The organism is Aquitalea sp. FJL05 (assembly GCF_003852595.1).
GTDB lineage: Bacteria > Pseudomonadota > Gammaproteobacteria > Burkholderiales > Chromobacteriaceae > Aquitalea > Aquitalea aquatilis.
On sequence record NZ_QAJS01000009.1, the window covers coordinates 464,967 to 480,845 of the forward strand.

16 protein-coding genes are annotated in these 15,879 nt (G+C 62.3%); 12 read left to right on the top strand and 4 right to left on the bottom strand.

Annotated features, from left to right (window positions below; genetic code table 11):
- Window positions 1-89: 89 nt before the first annotated feature.
- The 6 genes from DBR44_RS10225 (at window position 90) to DBR44_RS10250 (ending at window position 7,862) form a co-directional block, all read left to right on the top strand.
- Complete coding sequence (locus tag DBR44_RS10225; RefSeq protein WP_124643958.1) at window positions 90-1,412, top strand: TolC family protein; 1,323 nt, start codon at window positions 90-92, stop codon at window positions 1,410-1,412.
- Between the two features lies 1 nt (window position 1,413).
- The gene (locus tag DBR44_RS10230) at window positions 1,414-2,325 is read left to right on the top strand and encodes an HlyD family secretion protein (protein ID WP_124643959.1); all 912 of its coding nucleotides are present in this window, start codon (window positions 1,414-1,416) and stop codon (window positions 2,323-2,325) included.
- Between the two features lie 2 nt (window positions 2,326-2,327).
- A complete protein-coding gene (locus DBR44_RS10235) occupies window positions 2,328-4,271 on the top strand; it encodes an ATP-binding cassette domain-containing protein (protein ID WP_124643960.1) in 1,944 nt (647 codons plus the stop codon).
- A complete protein-coding gene (locus DBR44_RS10240) occupies window positions 4,268-5,422 on the top strand; it encodes an ABC transporter permease (protein ID WP_124643961.1) in 1,155 nt (384 codons plus the stop codon). The genes DBR44_RS10235 and DBR44_RS10240 overlap by 4 nt, the downstream gene beginning before the upstream one ends.
- Window positions 5,419-6,579 (top strand): ABC transporter permease, encoded by a 1,161-nt coding sequence (locus DBR44_RS10245; RefSeq protein ID WP_124643962.1) that lies wholly within the window; start codon window positions 5,419-5,421, stop codon window positions 6,577-6,579. The genes DBR44_RS10240 and DBR44_RS10245 overlap by 4 nt, the downstream gene beginning before the upstream one ends.
- A gap of 185 nt (window positions 6,580-6,764) precedes the next feature.
- Window positions 6,765-7,862 carry an NAD(P)-dependent alcohol dehydrogenase gene (locus DBR44_RS10250; RefSeq protein ID WP_124643963.1) on the top strand — a complete coding sequence of 366 codons (1,098 nt, stop codon included), beginning with the start codon at window positions 6,765-6,767 and terminating at the stop codon, window positions 7,860-7,862.
- Window positions 7,863-7,947: 85 nt separating this feature from the next.
- Here DBR44_RS10250 and DBR44_RS10255 read toward each other — a convergent pair whose 3' ends face one another.
- From DBR44_RS10255 to DBR44_RS10270, 4 genes are read right to left on the bottom strand one after another with little or no spacing between them, the layout of a single operon-like run.
- On the bottom strand, window positions 7,948-8,595 hold the full coding sequence (locus DBR44_RS10255) for a TetR/AcrR family transcriptional regulator (protein WP_124643964.1): 648 nt from the start codon (window positions 8,593-8,595) through the stop codon (window positions 7,948-7,950).
- 60 nt (window positions 8,596-8,655) lie between these two features.
- Entirely contained in the window at window positions 8,656-9,504 is an 849-nt protein-coding gene (locus DBR44_RS10260) for a mechanosensitive ion channel domain-containing protein (protein ID WP_124643965.1), read from the bottom strand.
- A 16-nt stretch (window positions 9,505-9,520) separates the two neighbouring features.
- On the bottom strand, window positions 9,521-11,131 hold the full coding sequence (locus tag DBR44_RS10265; RefSeq protein ID WP_124643966.1) for a peptide chain release factor 3: 1,611 nt from the start codon (window positions 11,129-11,131) through the stop codon (window positions 9,521-9,523).
- Between the two features lie 37 nt (window positions 11,132-11,168).
- Window positions 11,169-11,387: a hypothetical protein gene (locus DBR44_RS10270; RefSeq protein WP_124643967.1), complete on the bottom strand. Its 219-nt coding sequence runs from the start codon at window positions 11,385-11,387 to the stop codon at window positions 11,169-11,171.
- Here DBR44_RS10270 and DBR44_RS10275 point away from each other — a divergent pair.
- The 6 genes from DBR44_RS10275 (at window position 11,386) to DBR44_RS10300 (ending at window position 15,871) form a co-directional block, all read left to right on the top strand.
- Window positions 11,386-12,009: a riboflavin synthase subunit alpha gene (locus DBR44_RS10275; protein ID WP_124643968.1), complete on the top strand. Its 624-nt coding sequence runs from the start codon at window positions 11,386-11,388 to the stop codon at window positions 12,007-12,009. The genes DBR44_RS10270 and DBR44_RS10275 overlap by 2 nt on opposite strands.
- A 169-nt stretch (window positions 12,010-12,178) precedes the next feature.
- Window positions 12,179-13,285, top strand: a complete 1,107-nt coding sequence (gene ribBA, locus DBR44_RS10280; RefSeq protein ID WP_124643969.1) for a bifunctional 3,4-dihydroxy-2-butanone-4-phosphate synthase/GTP cyclohydrolase II — start codon at window positions 12,179-12,181, stop codon at window positions 13,283-13,285.
- 96 nt (window positions 13,286-13,381) lie between these two features.
- A complete protein-coding gene (gene ribH, locus DBR44_RS10285) occupies window positions 13,382-13,849 on the top strand; it encodes a 6,7-dimethyl-8-ribityllumazine synthase (protein ID WP_103523180.1) in 468 nt (155 codons plus the stop codon).
- Between the two features lie 49 nt (window positions 13,850-13,898).
- Entirely contained in the window at window positions 13,899-14,345 is a 447-nt protein-coding gene (nusB, locus tag DBR44_RS10290; RefSeq protein ID WP_059287032.1) for a transcription antitermination factor NusB, read from the top strand.
- 70 nt (window positions 14,346-14,415) lie between these two features.
- A complete protein-coding gene (gene thiL, locus DBR44_RS10295) occupies window positions 14,416-15,372 on the top strand; it encodes a thiamine-phosphate kinase (protein ID WP_124643970.1) in 957 nt (318 codons plus the stop codon).
- Window positions 15,356-15,871 (top strand): phosphatidylglycerophosphatase A, encoded by a 516-nt coding sequence (locus DBR44_RS10300; RefSeq protein ID WP_124643971.1) that lies wholly within the window; start codon window positions 15,356-15,358, stop codon window positions 15,869-15,871. The genes thiL and DBR44_RS10300 overlap by 17 nt, the downstream gene beginning before the upstream one ends.
- Window positions 15,872-15,879 lie beyond the last annotated feature (8 nt).

Sequence of the window (15,879 nt, forward strand, 5' to 3'; positions counted from 1 at the left end):
TATCGCCAGCGGGCTGATGCAGCGCAAGCGCCATCACTGTCATCGCAATACAATCTATTCATCTTGATGAATGAGTGTTCATTACTGCAATGACATTTTTTTCGGGTTCGCGCTGTGGGCTGCTAAGCCTGCTGATCGCAACGGCTTGTGCCCAGGCAGAATCGTTGCAACAAGCCTGGCTGCAGGCCGAGCAAAGCAGCAACAGCTTGCGTGCCGAGGCGCGCAAAGTAGGGGCGGCGCATTTGCAGGAGCAGGTGGCGCAGGCGGCAGCCGGCCCCACGCTCAGTGTCGATGCCGGCTGGAGCCGGCTGGACCACACCCCGACGGCACGGCTGGATGTCAGCCCGCTCACCCAGGGACTGGGGGCGCTGGCCGCCCGCTTGCCGGCCGCGGTGGATGTGCCACTGACCGATGAGGATGTGCGCTTTGCCAATGCCCGCCTCAGTCTGCCGGTTTACACCGGCGGCAAGCTCGATGCGCTGCAGCAGTCGGCGGCCGCAGCCACCAGTGCCAGCCGCTATGGGCAGGAGCAGGCGCGGCAGGCACTGCGCTTGCAGGTGGCCGAAGCCTATTTCAATGTGCTGCGCGCCGGCCATGCGGCCACGGTGGCTGCGCAGTATCTGGCCAGCTTGCAGGCCTATCAGCGTGATGTGAACAATTTTTTCCGCAAGGGCGTGGTAGCGCGGGGCGATGTGCTGGGGGCCGAACTGGCGGTGGCCGAAGCACGGCAAAAGCAGATTGCGGCACAGCAGGCGCAAAGCCTGAGCCAGGCGGCCTATAACCGCTTGCTGGGACGCGCGTTCAGTCAGCCGGCACTGCCGGATGAAGTCACATTGCAGACCGAGCAGCGCCCGCTGGGGCAGCTCAGCGATCTGGCCTTGCGCCAGCGCCCGGAACTGGCCGCCTTGGCCGAGTGGTCGACCTCCCTGCAGGCCAGCGCCCGCAGCGTACGGGCGGAAAGCCTGCCGCAAGTGGGGGCCTATGCCGCCTACAGCTATCTCAATAATCCCTATCTGGTGAACAAGGGCGTCGGCTCGGTCGGGCTGGGCGTGAGCTGGACGCTGTTTGACAGCGGCCTGATCCGCGCCCGCGCCGGCAGCATCGGCGAACAGGCCATGGCGGTGGAGGATCAGCTGCACGAAGCGCAGTCGCTGGTGCGGCTGGAAGTGGAGCGCAGCCACAGCCAGCAAATCGAGGCTGCAGCGCGGATCACGGTGGCACAGGCGGCCTTGCAGTCGGCGGACGAGTATCTGGCCATCCAGCGCGATCGCTACCGCAACGGCCTGGCCAATCAGACCGAAGTGCTGGTCGCCGAAGCGCGGCGGGCGGACAGCCAGCGCAATCTTTTCAATGCCCGCTATGACCACGCCCTGGCGGTAGTGGCGCTGCAACGGGCTATCGGTGAGTTGTGACATGAACAAGAGCAAGCTGGTATGGGCCGGTCTCGGGCTGGCATTGGTGGGGGCGGTGGCTTATGGCGTGTGGCAGTCGCGCGACCGTGGCTTGGCGGATGGCCTGCTGCAGGCCAATGGCCGGCTGGAGGGCGATAGCGTGCTGGTGGCCGCCAAATATCCCGGCCGGCTGGCCGAGGTGCGGGTGCATGAGGGCGATGTGGTCAGCAGCGGCCAATTGCTGGCCCGCCTGAGTTCGGACGAGCTGACGGCACGGCTGGCGGCTGCCCGTGCCGCGCTGGCTGCGGCCCAGGCGCAGCAGCAACGCGCCAGTGCCGTTGCCGCCCAGGCTGACAAGGATGCCGCCCGTTTTGCCGACCTGCTGGCGCGCGGCTCGGTGGACCGCATGCATGCCGAGCAGATGCAGCTGGCTGCCGTGAGCGCACGCAGCCAGCGCACCCAGGCGTCCGAGCAGATTCATCAGGCCGCCGCTGCCGTGGCCGAAGCCTCGGCGGTGCTGCAGGAGCTGCAACTGAAAGCACCATCGGGCGGCATGGTCAGTACCCGCCTGCGCGAACCGGGCGAGATGCTGGCGGCCGGTGGCGCGGTGGTGGAAATCGTCGATCTGAACCGGCTCTATCTCAAGGTTTATGTGCCGGAAAACCAGATCGGCAAGATCAGGCTGGGCTTGTCGGCGCAGATCTATACCGATGCCTTCCCACAGCAAGCTTTTGCCGCCACGGTCAGCCATATTGCCGCCCGTGCCGAATTCACCCCGAAAGAGGTGCAGACGCCGGATGAGCGGGTCAAGCTGGTGTATGCGGTCAAGCTGTCCTTGGCCGACAACCCGGCATGGCGACTCACTCCCGGCTTGCCGGCCGATGCCGTCATCCGCTGGAAGGACGGCGTGGCCTGGCAAGCGCCGCGCTGGTAGCCATGAGCGACACCATCATCCGCGCCAGCGGCTTTGGCAAGCGCTATGCCGGCCATCTGGCAGTCAGTGGCCTTGACCTTGCCGTGCAGCGCGGCGAGCTGTACGGGCTGATCGGCCCGGACGGTGCCGGCAAATCCAGCCTGATGAAGGCGGTGGCCGGTGTGTTGTCCTACGAGCAAGGCCAGCTGGAGGTATTCGGCCAGTTGCTCGACAGCGAACGCAGCGCCGAAGTCATCAAGGGCCGCATCGGCCTGATGCCGCAGGGGCTGGGGCAGAACCTGTATGGCGATCTGTCGGTCGAGGAGAATGTCGATTTCTTCGCCCGACTGCGGCTGGTGCCGCACGCAGAGGCCGCCGCGCGCAAGGAGCAGCTGCTGGCCATCACTCGCCTGGCCGCCTTTCGCCAGCGGCCGATGAAGCAGTTGTCCGGCGGCATGAAGCAGAAGCTGGGCTTGGTGTGCACGCTGATCCACGCCCCGCAGCTGATCATCCTGGACGAGCCCACCACCGGGGTCGATCCGGTATCGCGCCGTGATTTCTGGTCCATCCTGGCCGAGTTGATCGCCAGCCAGGGCCTGACCGCGCTGGTGTCCACCGCCTATATGGATGAAGCCAGCCGCTTTACCCGCATGAGCGTCCTGCACCAAGGACAAAAGCTGGCCGAGGGCAGCCCGGCGGAGATTCTGCAGCGCGCACCGGGCAGCATCGTGCTGTGCCGTGTCGAGCCGCAACTGGAAGCCATGCGCCGCCTGAGCGCCATCGGCGGGCAATGCGAGGCGATGGGGCCAGCCATTCGGCTGTTTCTGCCCGGTTTGACGGCAGAGCAGGCGCGCACCCGGGTGAACACCTTGCTGGCAGGTCTGGACTGTCAGCAGCTGGATGTGATGGAGCCAGAGCTGGAAGACGTGTTCGTGGCCCTGCTGGCCACACCTGGTCCGGACAGCCAGCAGGCACAGACCCTGGCTGCGCTGGCCGCGCCGCGCCAGCCGCTGGACAGCAGCGCGCTGGCCATTGAGGCCAAGGGATTGAGCAAGCGCTTTGGCGATTTTGTTGCTGTGGGTGATGTCAGTTTCCAGGTGCAACCGGGTGAAATTTTCGGCTTGCTGGGTGCCAACGGCGCCGGCAAGACCACCGCCATCAAGATGCTGACCGGCATCCTGCCGCCCAGCAGTGGCAGCGGGATGGTGGCCGGGGCTGACATGAAGCAGGCCGGCGCGCTGATCAAATCGCGCATCGGTTATATGTCACAGGCGTTTTCGCTGTATCTGGACCTGAGCGTGGTGGAAAACATCCGCCTGTATGCCGGCATCTACGGGCTGGATCGCCAGCAAACCGCGCTGCGGCTGGCGTGGATTCTGGACATGGCCGGCCTGCATGGTCACGAAAACGATCTGGCCAGCACTTTGCCCATGGGCTTGCGCCAGCGGCTGGCCCTGGGCTGCGCCCTGGTGCACCAGCCACGGGTGCTGTTTCTGGATGAACCCACCAGCGGGGTCGATCCGCTGGGCCGCCGTGCCTTCTGGGACATTCTGTTCCGCCTGTCGCGGCTGGACGGGGTGGCCATGCTGGTGACCACCCACTATATGAGCGAGGCGGAGCATTGCGACCATCTGGCCTTGATGTTTGCCGGCCGCGTGGTGGCGGATGCCTCGCCCCATGCCATGAAGCAGCAGCTGCAGGCCGAGGTTGGCCAGCTCTACCAGGTCCGCGCTGACAACGCCGCCGCACTGGTGGCAGCGCTGCGCCAGGCAGGCTTTGCCAATGTGTCGCCGTATGGCACGGCCTTGCATGTGCTGACGCCGGACGTGGAGCGGCTGGGCACGGTATTGCGTGGATTGGGGGTGGCGCAGCCGCCGCAGTCCCACCCCATCAGCATGGAAGATGTGTTCGTGCAGCGGGTCAGTCAGCTGGAGGCACAGAAGTCCGCACAGAAAGGCAGCGCATGAATCTGCAACGTGTATGGGCCATCGCCGGCAAGGAGTGGCGCGAAATCGTGCGCGACCGGCTGTTTTTCTCGCTGGCCTTTGTGGTGCCGGCGCTATTGATGCTGCTGTTCGGTTATGGTCTGTCGCTGGATGTGGAAAACATCCCGTTTGCCGTGGTCGATCACGACCGCAGTGCTGCCAGCCGTGATTATGCTTACCGCTTTATCGACTCGCGCTATTTCCGCTTTCACGGCTACGTCGGCGACGAGCGCATGGCCGGGCAGCTGATCGGCTCGGGCGAGGTGCGGGTGGTGCTGGTAATTCCGCCGCAGTTTGGCAAGCGCCTGGCGCAGGGCCGGCCAGCTGCCATCCAGACGCTGGTGGATGGCAGTTTTCCCAGCCGCGCCATGACCACCAAGGGCTATGTCAGCGCCATCAATGCCGCCTTCAGTCTGGCAGCGGTGGCGCAGGCGGTATCGCATGCCACCGGCCTGTCGCAGCAGGACGCCCTGGCGCAGCTAACGCCTATCGCGCTGGAGTCGCGCTATCTGTACAACCAGAGCGTGTCCAGCATCTGGTCGCTGGCCCCCAAGCTGATCATGGTGATCCTGATGCTGTCGCCGCCTTTCCTCACCGCGCTGGGCGTGGTGCGGGAAAAGGAAAACGGCTCCATCTTCAATATCTACGCCTCCAATGTCAGCCGCGGCGAGTTTCTGGTGGGCAAGCTGGCACCTTATGTGGCCATTTCCAGCGTCAACATCCTGCTGCTGTGGCTGCTGGCGGTGTTGTTGTATCAGGTGCCGTTCAAGGGGAGCTTGCTGTTTTTCCTGCCCGCCACGCTGGTGTACGTGCTGTGCACCACCGGTATCGGCCTGCTGGTATCGGTGCTGGTGCGTACCCAGGTGGCGGCGATGATTGTCACCATGGTGGTGACCATGATTCCGGCCGTGCTGTATTCCGGCCTGATCATTCCCATCGTGTCGCTGGGGTCCGGTGCCCGGCTGGTGGCTCAGCTGATGCCAGCCATGTATTACACCGATATCGTGGTGGGCTGTTTTCTCAAGGGGGTGGGGCTGCTGTCGCTGTGGCGGCCGCTGGCCGTGCTGGCTGGCTATGCCTGCCTGCTGTTTGCTATTGGTTATCGACTATTCAGCAAGAGGCCGAATACATGAAATGGCTGCCATCTGGCTGGCAACTGCACTGGCGGCGCTTTGCCGTGATGCTGGTCAAGGAGTTGAAGCAACTGGGGCGGGACCGGGTATTGCTGGCCTTCATCGTCTACGCCTTTACCGCCGATATCTTTCTGGCGGCTTCCGGTGTGTCCTTGTCGCTGAATCATGCCGCCACGCTGGTGCAGGATCAGGACCGCAGCCCGCAGTCGCGTGAATTGTTGTCCCGTTTCCAGCAGCCCTATTTCCGCATGGATGGGGCGGTGGCGCAGGATGCCGCCGCGCTGGCGGCGCTGGATCAGGGCCGTGCCATGCTGGTGTTGTCGGTGCCGCCGCAATTCGGCAAGCAACTGGCCAACGGTCAGTCCACCAGCGTGGCCATGCAGGTGGATACCACCAATTCGGTACTGGGTTTTCTGGCCACCAGCCATGCCCAGCAGATTGTCAGCCAGTACGGGCTGGAGTCGGCCATGCGGCGGCTGGGGCTGGACGACAAGGCAGCGGCCAGCCTGCCAAAAGTGCAGAACGATATCCGCGTCTGGTACAACCCGAACCAGCAGGACAGCTGGTTCATGGGCGTGGCCGAGATGCTGAACATCGCCACGGTGTTTGCCGTGCTGCTGCCGGCTGCCGCGCTGGTGCGCGAGAAGGAGCGAGGCACGGTGGAGCAGCTGATCGTGTCGCCACTGACGCCGTTCGGCATCCTGTTTCCCAAAGTGGTGTCGATGACTGGCGTCATCTTGTGTGGCGTGGCGCTCAGCCTGTTCCTGATCCTGATTCCGGTGTTTGCCATTCCGGTAAAGGGCAGCCTGCTGCTGTTTTTTGCCTTGTCGGCGCTATACGTGTTTACCACGGCCGGGCTGGGGCTGTTTGCCGCCACCATTGCGCGCAATCTGGCACAGGCGGGGATGTTGTCCATCCTGATTCTGGCACCCATGCTGTTTCTGTCCGGTGCCTGGACGCCGCCGGAAGCCATGCCGGTGTGGCTGCGCGGGCTGATGTATGCCTCGCCCTTGCACTACTATCTGGACATCGCTTTCGGCGTGCTGCTGAAGGGGCAGGGGCTGGCGGAATTGCAACCGGCGATCCTGGGCATGAGCGGCATCGGCCTGCTGGTGTTTACCGGTGGCCTGCTGCTGTTCAGAAAACAATTCGACTGAGCCGGACCGGCTGTTTTGTCGGGCCAGGGGAAACCACTAGGGGAAACCACCAGAGGAAACCAATAGTGGCGCGGCTTGCCTGAGAGTGATAGCCGCCCGAGCATGGGCGGTGACACTGCTGTGCGCTGGCAGCCCTGCCGGTGTGCGGCACTGCGTGCATTGCATCTCTCATACAGGAGATATCCATGAGCAGCATGATGAAAGCAGCAGTTTTTGTGGCGCCGGGCCGGATTGAAATCGCCGAAAAGCCCATTCCGGACGTAGGTCCCAACGATGCGCTGATCCGCATCACCACCACCACCATCTGCGGTACCGATGTGCACATCCTCAAGGGTGAATACCCGGTAGCACCGGGCCTGACCATTGGCCACGAGCCGGTGGGCATCATCGAAAAACTGGGCAGCGCAGTCAGCGGCTATCAGGAAGGCCAGCGGGTGATTGCCGGGGCCATCTGTCCCAATTTCAATTCCTATGCGGCGCAGGATGGTGTGGCTTCACAGGATGGCAGTTATCTGATTGCCTCCGGCAAATGCGGCTGCCACGGCTACAAGGCCACGGCCGGTTGGCGCTTTGGCAACCTCATCGACGGCACCCAGGCCGAGTACGTGCTGGTGCCGGATGCCCAGGCCAATCTGTCGCCCATTCCGGATGGCCTCAGCGACGAGCAGGTGCTGATGTGCCCGGATATCATGTCCACCGGTTTCAAGGGCGCGGAAAACGCCAATATCCGCATTGGCGACACCGTGGTGGTGTTTGCCCAGGGGCCGATTGGCCTGTGTGCCACGGCGGGAGCACGCCTGCTGGGGGCTACCACCATCATCGCGGTGGATGGCAATGATCACCGTCTGGGGATTTCGCGGCTGATGGGGGCGGATATCACCCTCAATTTCACCCAGTGCGACGTGGTGGACGAAGTGATGAAGCTGACCGGCGGGCGCGGGGCGGATTCCGCCATCGAGGCGCTGGGCACCCAGCACACCTTTGCCTCGGCCTTGCGCGTGCTCAAGCCCGGCGGCACCTTGTCCAGCCTGGGTGTGTATTCCAGCGACCTGACCATTCCGCTGGGGGCGTTTGCCGCGGGCCTGGGCGACCACAAGATCAATACCGCGCTCTGTCCGGGTGGCAAGGAGCGCATGCGCCGGCTGATGGGGGTGATTGCCTCGGGCAGGGTGGACCTGGGGCCGCTGGTGACCCATCAGTACGCGCTGGATGATATCGAGGCCGCTTACGACCTGTTTGCCCACCAGCGCGACGGTGTGCTGAAGATCGCCATCCGTCCCTGAGTCTGCACCAGCCAGGCTGGCTGGCTGAAACAATAAAGGCCGTCGTCCCGTGGGGCGGCGGCCTTTTGGCTTGTGCTGGCAGGAGTTAGCGGCCGGCGTGGCGTTCGCTCAGCTGCTGGAAGGGGGTCATGAAATCCGGCTGCACATAGGGCTTGAGCAGTGCCATGACCTGGCGCACGCCGCGATGACCAGAGGCTTCGGTAATGGGCGATTTGGGACGCGAGGTTTGCTCGAAGGCAAACCAGAATTTCACCACCAGCCAGATATTGATGCTGACCGCTTCGATATCGTCTTCGTCCATCTTCAGCAGGCCCAGGCGGATGAATTCGCGGAAGTGCTCGCCCAGAATGCCCTTGAGTTCGGTATTGACGAACTGGTGATACTCCGACTGCAGCTGCGGGCTGCGCGCCAGCATGCCGGGCAGGTCGTAGAACATGAAACGGAACTGCCACATCGCCAGAAAGGCGGTGTCCAGATAATTGACCAGATCGGCCACCGTCATGTCGCGCGCTTCCGGTACGGCCAGCCGTTCATTGATGAAGTCGCGGTACATCAGGAAAATCTGGTAGACGATCTCTTCCTTGTTGCGGAAGTGGTAGTACAGATTGCCCGGACTAATGCCCAGATGCGCGGCGATATGGTTGGTGGTGATGTTGCGCTCGCCCTGTTCGTTGAACAGTTTCAGACTTTCCAGAATGATGCGGTCGTAGGTTTTGATGCGAGGTTTGCTCATGGGGCACCGGACAATGGGGCAAGTCGGGATTATAACTGCTGTTTGGAGTTCTAGCTCTAATTATTTGGCCGGAATGTCCGGATAGCACTGTTCCATGAACTGGTGAATGATGGCCTGCTCGATACGTTGCCTTTCCTTGGCCGGAATGGCGATGCGCAAGATCAACTGATAGCGTTTTTCATCCACCGCCTGCATGCCGATGCGCGGTTCTACCGATGGCGTGTCCACCAGATAGCGCTCGGCCATGCGTTCCATGTGGACGCGCGCCGCCTCAACATGCTGCTGGCAGTGCTGCTCGGCGGCTTCCAGCAGCAGGCGCTGGGCGCGGGTAGGCGGGATGTGATAGCCCATGGGGATGTTGATGATGTGCATCACATAATCGCCCATGTAGTTTTCCCGGATCACCGCATTGGACAGCAACAGGCTGTTGGGAAAGGTCAGGGCGCGCCCGGTCATCTGGTGCGCATTGTGCTGCGGTCCGATCTCCATCACCGTGGTCGACAACAGGCCGATGTCCACCACGCGGCCGCGTATCGTGCCAACCTCGATATGGTCGCCCAGGCTGTAGCTGTTGGAAGCGTGGCGCACCACAAAGCCGGACACGCACAGGATCAGCTCCTTGGTGGCCAGAATCAGCGCCGCGGCAAAGGCCAGCATCGAGACGGCGATGGTTTGCAGCTCGTTGGCCCAGATCATGCCGATGCCGGCCAGGCCGGCAATGAACAGGAAGTTGCGGGTGGAAATCGACCAGCGCCGTCTTTCCTCCACCGGCACGCTCACATTGCTGGACAGGATGCGGCCCACCACCACGCGGATCAGCAGCAATACAGCGACCAGCATCAGCGAGCGCACGATCTCGTGAGAGTAATCGGTGCGCAGCTGGCGGATCAGTTCGAGCAGATCTTGCATGGTGGCGCTGGCCTTTCTAGTCGTTCAGCTTGACGGCGTGCTCACGGGTTTCGTGGAACACGATGTCAGGCCAGCGCTCCTGCGTCAGTTGCAGGTTGACGCGATTGGGGGCCAGGTAGGCCAGGTTGCCGCCGGCGTCGGTGGCGATGTTCATCTGCAGGGTCTTGATGAATTCGTCCAGCTTCTTGCGGTCGCTGCAGGTAAACCAGCGCGCCGACCAGATGCTGGCGGATTCGAACATGGCATCCACGCTGTACTCGGCGGCCAGCCGGCTGGCTACCACTTCGTACTGCAGCACGCCGACCGCGCCCAGAATCAGGTCGCCGCCGCTGTGCGGCTTGAATACCTGGACCGCGCCTTCTTCGCCCAGCTGTTGCAGGCCTTTTTGCAGCTGCTTGAGTTTCAGCGGGTTCTTGATGCGTACCGAGCGGAACAGCTCCGGCGCAAAGAAAGGAATGCCGGTAAAGGCCAACTCTTCGCCCGAGGAGAAGCTGTCGCCAATCTGGATATTGCCGTGGTTGGGGATGCCGATGATGTCGCCGGCAAAGGCTTCTTCCACGATTTCACGGTCGTGCGACATGAAGGTCACCACGCTGGAAGCCGAGATTTCACGGTTCAGCCGCAGATGCTTCATCTTCATGCCACGTTCAAACTGGCCGGAACACACGCGCAGGAAGGCAATGCGGTCGCGGTGCTTGGGGTCCATATTGGCCTGGATCTTGAACACGAAGCCGGAGAACTTGCCTTCGGTCGGTGCCACGTCACGCACGGTGGCGTCACGCAGCTGCGGTGCCGGCGCCCAGTTGATCAGTGCATCCAGAATCTCGCGCACGCCGAAGTTGTTGATGGCCGAGCCGAAGAATACCGGGGTCAGTTCGCCGGCCAGGAATTCTTCCAGATTCCATTCATTGGAAGCGCCCTTGACCAGTTCGATCTCCATGCGCAGGCCTTCCATTTCCAGCGGAAACAGTTCGTCCAGGCGCGGATTATCGATGCCCTTGATTACTTCGATATCGGTAATCAGCTTTTCGCTACCGGCTTCGAACAGGATGACCTCGTCGCTCAGCAGGCTGTACACGCCGCGGAAGGTCTTGCCCATGCCGATAGGCCAGGTGATTGGCGCGCAGCGGATCTTCAGCACGTTTTCCACTTCGTCCAGCAACTCCAGCGAATCGCGCACTTCACGGTCGTACTTGTTCATGAAGGTGACGATGGGCGTGTTGCGCAGGCGGCAGACATTGAGCAGCTTGATGGTTTGCTCTTCCACGCCTTTGGCGGCATCGATCACCATCAGGGCGCTGTCCACGGCGGTGAGTACGCGGTAGGTATCTTCCGAGAAGTCCTGGTGGCCCGGGGTGTCCAGCAGGTTGACGGTGTGCTCGCGGTAATCGAACTGCATCACCGAGGAAGCCACGGAAATGCCGCGCTGCTTTTCGATTTCCATCCAGTCCGAGGTGGCAAACTTGCCGCCCTTCTTGCCCTTTACCGTACCGGCCATCTGGATGGCGCCCGAAAACAGCAGCAGCTTTTCGGTCAGCGTGGTTTTACCGGCGTCAGGGTGGGAAATGATGGCGAAGGTGCGGCGGCGCGCCACTTCCTCGGCAATGCGGGACAATTCTGCGGACATGGAGTAGGAACAGGCTTGACTTAAGAAGGCGGTGATTTTACAGGATAGCGGCGCGCAACAAAACCTCGCAGACTGCAAATTTCTGCCATCGTTTTGACAAAAGCTTTTCTTTTGACATCAGCAAGATAGCTTTGCCGGCGTGGCCGGGCCTTGCGCCAAGGCTTGAAAGCGGGTCGGCACTCGGCGGCGATTTGGTTATCATGGGTGTTTTGACGGCTGCAGCAGCGGCCGGGCGGTCCAGAACAGGAGCAAGCATGTTTACCGGTATCGTGCAGGGTATGGCCGAGGTGGTGGCCATCGAGGAAAGACAGGATTTCCGTCGCCATGTGCTGCGGCTGCCGCCGTCCATGCTGGGCGGTATCGAACTGGGGGCATCGATTGCCCATAACGGCTGCTGCCTGACCGTAACCGAGGTGCAGGACGACCGGGTGGCTTTCGACCTGATGGCCGAAACCCTGCGTCTGACCAATCTGGGCCGGCTGCAGGTGGGCGACAAGGTCAATGTGGAGCGGGCAGCCCGCTTCGGTGATGAAATCGGCGGCCATGCCATGTCTGGTCACATCATCTGCCTGGCGCAGGTGGACGAGGTCATCCGCAGCCCGAACAACTGCACGGTGTGGTTCACGCTGCCGGCAGCGTTCGGCAAATATCTGTTTGCCAAGGGCTATATCGGTATTGATGGCTGCAGTCTGACCATTGGCAGCGTCGAAGGCAGCCGTTTTTGCGTACACCTGATTCCGGAAACGCTGGAGCGCACCATCATCCAGTTCCGGCAGGTGGGGGACGCCATCAATATCGAGGTCGATCCGCAAACCCAGGCCATTGTGGACACGGTGGAGCGGGTGCTGGCACAGCGCCATGGCGCAGGACTGGTTTGAAAAAAGTGGCGAATCGGCTTGTATAGGCTGCCGATTGCCTCCATGTTGTGAAAATACAGCGCGGGGCGGATGCCCCGCTCACGGTCTGGGCAGGACTACCGCCAGCCGTCAGGATTTGCAGTCTGCCCGGCTCAGCCGCGCAGTGCCCTCTATATAAAGGATGTAGCAAATGGTTATTTCTCCGGTGCAGGACATCATTGCCGACATCAAGGCCGGCAAAATGGTGGTGCTGGCTGATGCGGAAGATCGCGAAAACGAAGGCGATATCGTGATGGCGGCCGAGTTCGTCACCCCGGAAGCCATCAACTTCATGGCCAAGCATGCGCGTGGCCTGATCTGCCTGACGCTGAGCGAGCAGCGCTGCAAACTGCTGGAGCTGCCGATGATGGCGGCCAATAACGGCACCTCTTTCGGCACCAATTTCACCGTTTCCATCGAAGCGGCGGAAGGCGTGACCACCGGTATCTCCGCCGCCGACCGCGCCAAGACCGTGCAGGCTGCGGTGGCGCGCAATGCCAAGGCCAGCGATCTGGTGCAGCCGGGCCACATTTTCCCGCTCAAGGCACAGAATGGCGGCGTGCTGATTCGCGCCGGTCACACCGAAGCGGCTTGCGACCTGCCGATGCTGGCCGGGCTGGAGCCGGCCGGGGTGATCTGCGAAATCATGAACGACGACGGCACCATGGCACGCATGCCGGAGCTGCTGGCGTTCGCCAAGACCCACGGCCTGAAAGTCGGCACCATTGCCGACCTGATCCACTACCGCAGCCGTACCGAATCGCTGGTGGAAGAAGTGGGGCAGCGCCCGGTGGAAACCCCGTTCGGTGCTTTCGACTTACATGTGTTCCGCGATGTCACCACCCGCGAAACCCATCTGGCGCTGGTCAAGGGTCAGCTGGATGAGGCGGAGGAAACCCTGGTGCGCGTGCACGAGCCGCTGTCCATCATGGATGTGCTGGACCCGACTTCGCGGCCGCACTCCTGGACCGTGCCGGGTGCGCTGGAAGCCATCGATGAAGCCGGCAAGGGCGTGGTCATCCTGCTGTATCGCGATGAAACCGGCGATGACCTGCTGCAGCGTGCGCTGGGTCAGAATGTGAAACGCTCACCCTGGGACGGCAAAACCTTTGGCGTGGGTGCACAAATGCTCAAGGCGCTGGGTGTGGGCAAGATGAAGCTGATGTCGCCGCCGTTGAGCGTGCCGTCGATGGCCGGTTTTAATCTGGAAGTCACCGGCTTTTGCCAGCCGGAACACTTTCATATCGAAATCGGTTAAAATAGCCGGTTTTCCGTCATGACTCCCTCTGGGTGCCGGTAGCTGCCGGTGGCACAGAGGGCTTATCTGATCCGAATTTCAGCAGCGAGGACTCCCATGCTTGAAGCTATCCAGCGCATTTCTTCCGATTTCAACGGCCGCGGCCTCAAGGTCGGCATCGTCCAGGCGCGTTTTACCGAGGAAGTGTGCCACGGGCTGCGTGACGCCTGCCTGGCCGAGCTGAAGGTGCTGGGTGTGGCTGCGGATGACGTGGTGCTGGCCACGGTGCCGGGGGCGCTGGAAGTGCCGCTGGTACTGCAAACCATGGCCAAGAGCGGCAAGTTCGATGCGCTGGTGGCACTGGGTGCCATCATCCGTGGCGAAACCTACCACTTCGAGCTGGTTTCCAATGAATCCGGTGCTGGTGTGACCCGTGTTGGTCTGGATTTCGACATCCCCATTGCCAACGCCATCCTCACCACCGAGAACGACGAGCAGGCCGAAGTGCGCATGCTGGAAAAAGGCCGTGACGCAGCACGCGTTGCGGTGGAAATGGCCAATCTGCATAAAACGCTGCGCGGTTGATCATCCCTTGGGGATGATGCCGCTCACTTGTTCTTTTTAGGAAACCGACATGAAAACCGCCCGTCGCCGTGCCCGCGAATTTGCCGTTCAGGGCATCTATGAATGGGAATTGAATCCGGATCGTCCGGCTTCGCTGATTGAAAAACACCTGCGCGAAAACGAATACTTCGCCAAGGCGGACGAAACCCTGTTTCGCGCCGTGCTGTACGGTGTACTGAAAGACGTTGCCGTGCTGTCCGGCCGCATTCGTCCCTATTACGAGCGCAACGAAGAAGAAGTCAGCCCGGTGGAGCGCGCCGTGCTGCTGATGGCGGCGCTGGAACTGACCCAGCACCCGGAAACGCCTTACCCGGTGATCATCAATGAAGCCATCGAAATCACCAAGACTTTTGGTGGTACCGACGGCCACAAATTCGTCAACGGCGTGCTGGACAAGCTGGCTGCCGATGTACGCGCCGACGAGGTTGCCTCGCAGCGTTCGCGTCGTCAGGGCTGATAATCTTGCTGCATGAAACTGACACCCGCTACGGCGGGTGTTTTTGCATGAAGACGCGGAGTTGCTGCGCATGAACGAATTTGAACTGATCCGCCAGTATTTCACCCGCCCAGCTCCTTCTGCCGTGCTGGGGGTGGGCGACGATGCCGCCATTCTGCGGCCGACGCCGGGGCTGGACCTGCATATGTCGGTAGACATGCTGGTTGAGGGGCGGCATTTTTTTGCCGATGTCAGCCCGCACGCGCTGGGTCACAAGACGCTGGCGGTGAATCTGTCGGACATGGCGGCAATGGGCGCCCGCCCGCGCTGGGCATTTCTGGCACTGGCCTTGCCCGAGGTGAATGAAGCCTGGGCGCAGGGTTTCAGTCGTGGCCTGTTTGCGCTGGCCGAACAATATGGCGTGGAGCTGGCCGGCGGGGATACCACCCGTGGGCCGCTGACGCTGTCCATCACCATCATGGGTGAAACACCGCAAGGGCAGGCCCTGCGGCGCGATGCTGCCCGGGTGGATGACGATGTCTGGGTCAGTGGTGAGCTGGGCCTGGGGGCGCTGGCGGTGGCGCAGCGCCTGGGGCGGCTGCCGGCTGGCAGCGTGTCGGATGATGTGCTGGCAGCTTGCCAGTGCCGGCTGGATTTCCCGGTGCCACGGCTGGAGCTGGGCCAGGCCTTGCTGGGGACGGCCCATGCTGCGGCCGATGTGTCAGACGGGCTGTTGGCTGATGTGGGGCATATTCTGGCGGCCTCGGGCGTGGCGGCAGAAATCTGGGCCGACAGCCTGCCATCCTTGCCGCCGCTGGAGGCAGAGCGGCCGCGCTGGCTGGAGTTTCTGGCAGCAGGTGGCGATGATTACGAACTTTGCTTCACTGCGCCCTTGTCTGCGCGGGAGGCGGTATTGGCGGCGGCAGAGCAGGCGGGCTGCCGGGTGACACGTATCGGCCGTGTCGTGGCAGGCAGTGGCGCGCGCTTGCTGGATGCCACAGGCCAAGTAATTACATTGAACAAGGCAGGTTATGACCACTTCGCATAAACGGGCACCGGCTTTCCGCCCCGATTGGGCTTTTCTGCGTCGCCATCCGGCGCACCTGCTGGCTTTTGGCTTTGGTAGCGGTCTGGCACGCAAGGCCCCGGGCACCTGGGGGACGCTGGTGGCTTACCCGCTGTTTTTCCTGCTGCATGCGTTGGGGGTGGGCAGCCTGGGCTTGACCTTGTTATGCCTGCCGTTGTTTGTGCTGGGGGTGTGGGTGTGTCAGGTAACCGGCGATGCGCTGGGGGTGCACGACTACGGCGGCATCGTCTGGGACGAGGTGGTGGCCATGCTGCTGGTGCTGGCGTATGCGCCGGCCAGTTGGGCGGGCTGGCTGCTGGCCTTTGCCTTGTTCCGCCTGTTTGATATTGTGAAACCCTGGCCAATCGGCTGGTTTGACCGCCGGGTACATGGCGGCTTTGGCGTGATGCTGGATGACATCATTGCCGCGCTGTTCGCCTTGCTGGTGCAGGCGCTGCTGGCTGGCTATCTGCCGGCCTGATCGGATAA

Excerpts from the sequence above, each read along its gene's own strand:
- DBR44_RS10225 (WP_124643958.1), top strand. The coding sequence starts at position 90 with ATGACATTTTTTTCGGGTTCGCGCTGTGGGCTGCTAAGCCTGCTGATC.
- DBR44_RS10230 (WP_124643959.1), top strand. The coding sequence starts at position 1,414 with ATGAACAAGAGCAAGCTGGTATGGGCCGGTCTCGGGCTGGCATTGGTG.
- DBR44_RS10235 (WP_124643960.1), top strand. The coding sequence starts at position 2,328 with ATGAGCGACACCATCATCCGCGCCAGCGGCTTTGGCAAGCGCTATGCC.
- DBR44_RS10240 (WP_124643961.1), top strand. The coding sequence starts at position 4,268 with ATGAATCTGCAACGTGTATGGGCCATCGCCGGCAAGGAGTGGCGCGAA.
- DBR44_RS10245 (WP_124643962.1), top strand. The coding sequence starts at position 5,419 with ATGAAATGGCTGCCATCTGGCTGGCAACTGCACTGGCGGCGCTTTGCC.
- DBR44_RS10250 (WP_124643963.1), top strand. The coding sequence starts at position 6,765 with ATGAGCAGCATGATGAAAGCAGCAGTTTTTGTGGCGCCGGGCCGGATT.
- DBR44_RS10255 (WP_124643964.1), bottom strand. The coding sequence starts at position 8,595 with ATGAGCAAACCTCGCATCAAAACCTACGACCGCATCATTCTGGAAAGT.
- DBR44_RS10260 (WP_124643965.1), bottom strand. The coding sequence starts at position 9,504 with ATGCAAGATCTGCTCGAACTGATCCGCCAGCTGCGCACCGATTACTCT.
- DBR44_RS10265 (WP_124643966.1), bottom strand. The coding sequence starts at position 11,131 with ATGTCCGCAGAATTGTCCCGCATTGCCGAGGAAGTGGCGCGCCGCCGC.
- DBR44_RS10275 (WP_124643968.1), top strand. The coding sequence starts at position 11,386 with ATGTTTACCGGTATCGTGCAGGGTATGGCCGAGGTGGTGGCCATCGAG.
- DBR44_RS10270 (WP_124643967.1), bottom strand. The coding sequence starts at position 11,387 with ATGCTTGCTCCTGTTCTGGACCGCCCGGCCGCTGCTGCAGCCGTCAAA.
- ribBA (WP_124643969.1), top strand. The coding sequence starts at position 12,179 with ATGGTTATTTCTCCGGTGCAGGACATCATTGCCGACATCAAGGCCGGC.
- ribH (WP_103523180.1), top strand. The coding sequence starts at position 13,382 with ATGCTTGAAGCTATCCAGCGCATTTCTTCCGATTTCAACGGCCGCGGC.
- nusB (WP_059287032.1), top strand. The coding sequence starts at position 13,899 with ATGAAAACCGCCCGTCGCCGTGCCCGCGAATTTGCCGTTCAGGGCATC.
- thiL (WP_124643970.1), top strand. The coding sequence starts at position 14,416 with ATGAACGAATTTGAACTGATCCGCCAGTATTTCACCCGCCCAGCTCCT.
- DBR44_RS10300 (WP_124643971.1), top strand. The coding sequence starts at position 15,356 with ATGACCACTTCGCATAAACGGGCACCGGCTTTCCGCCCCGATTGGGCT.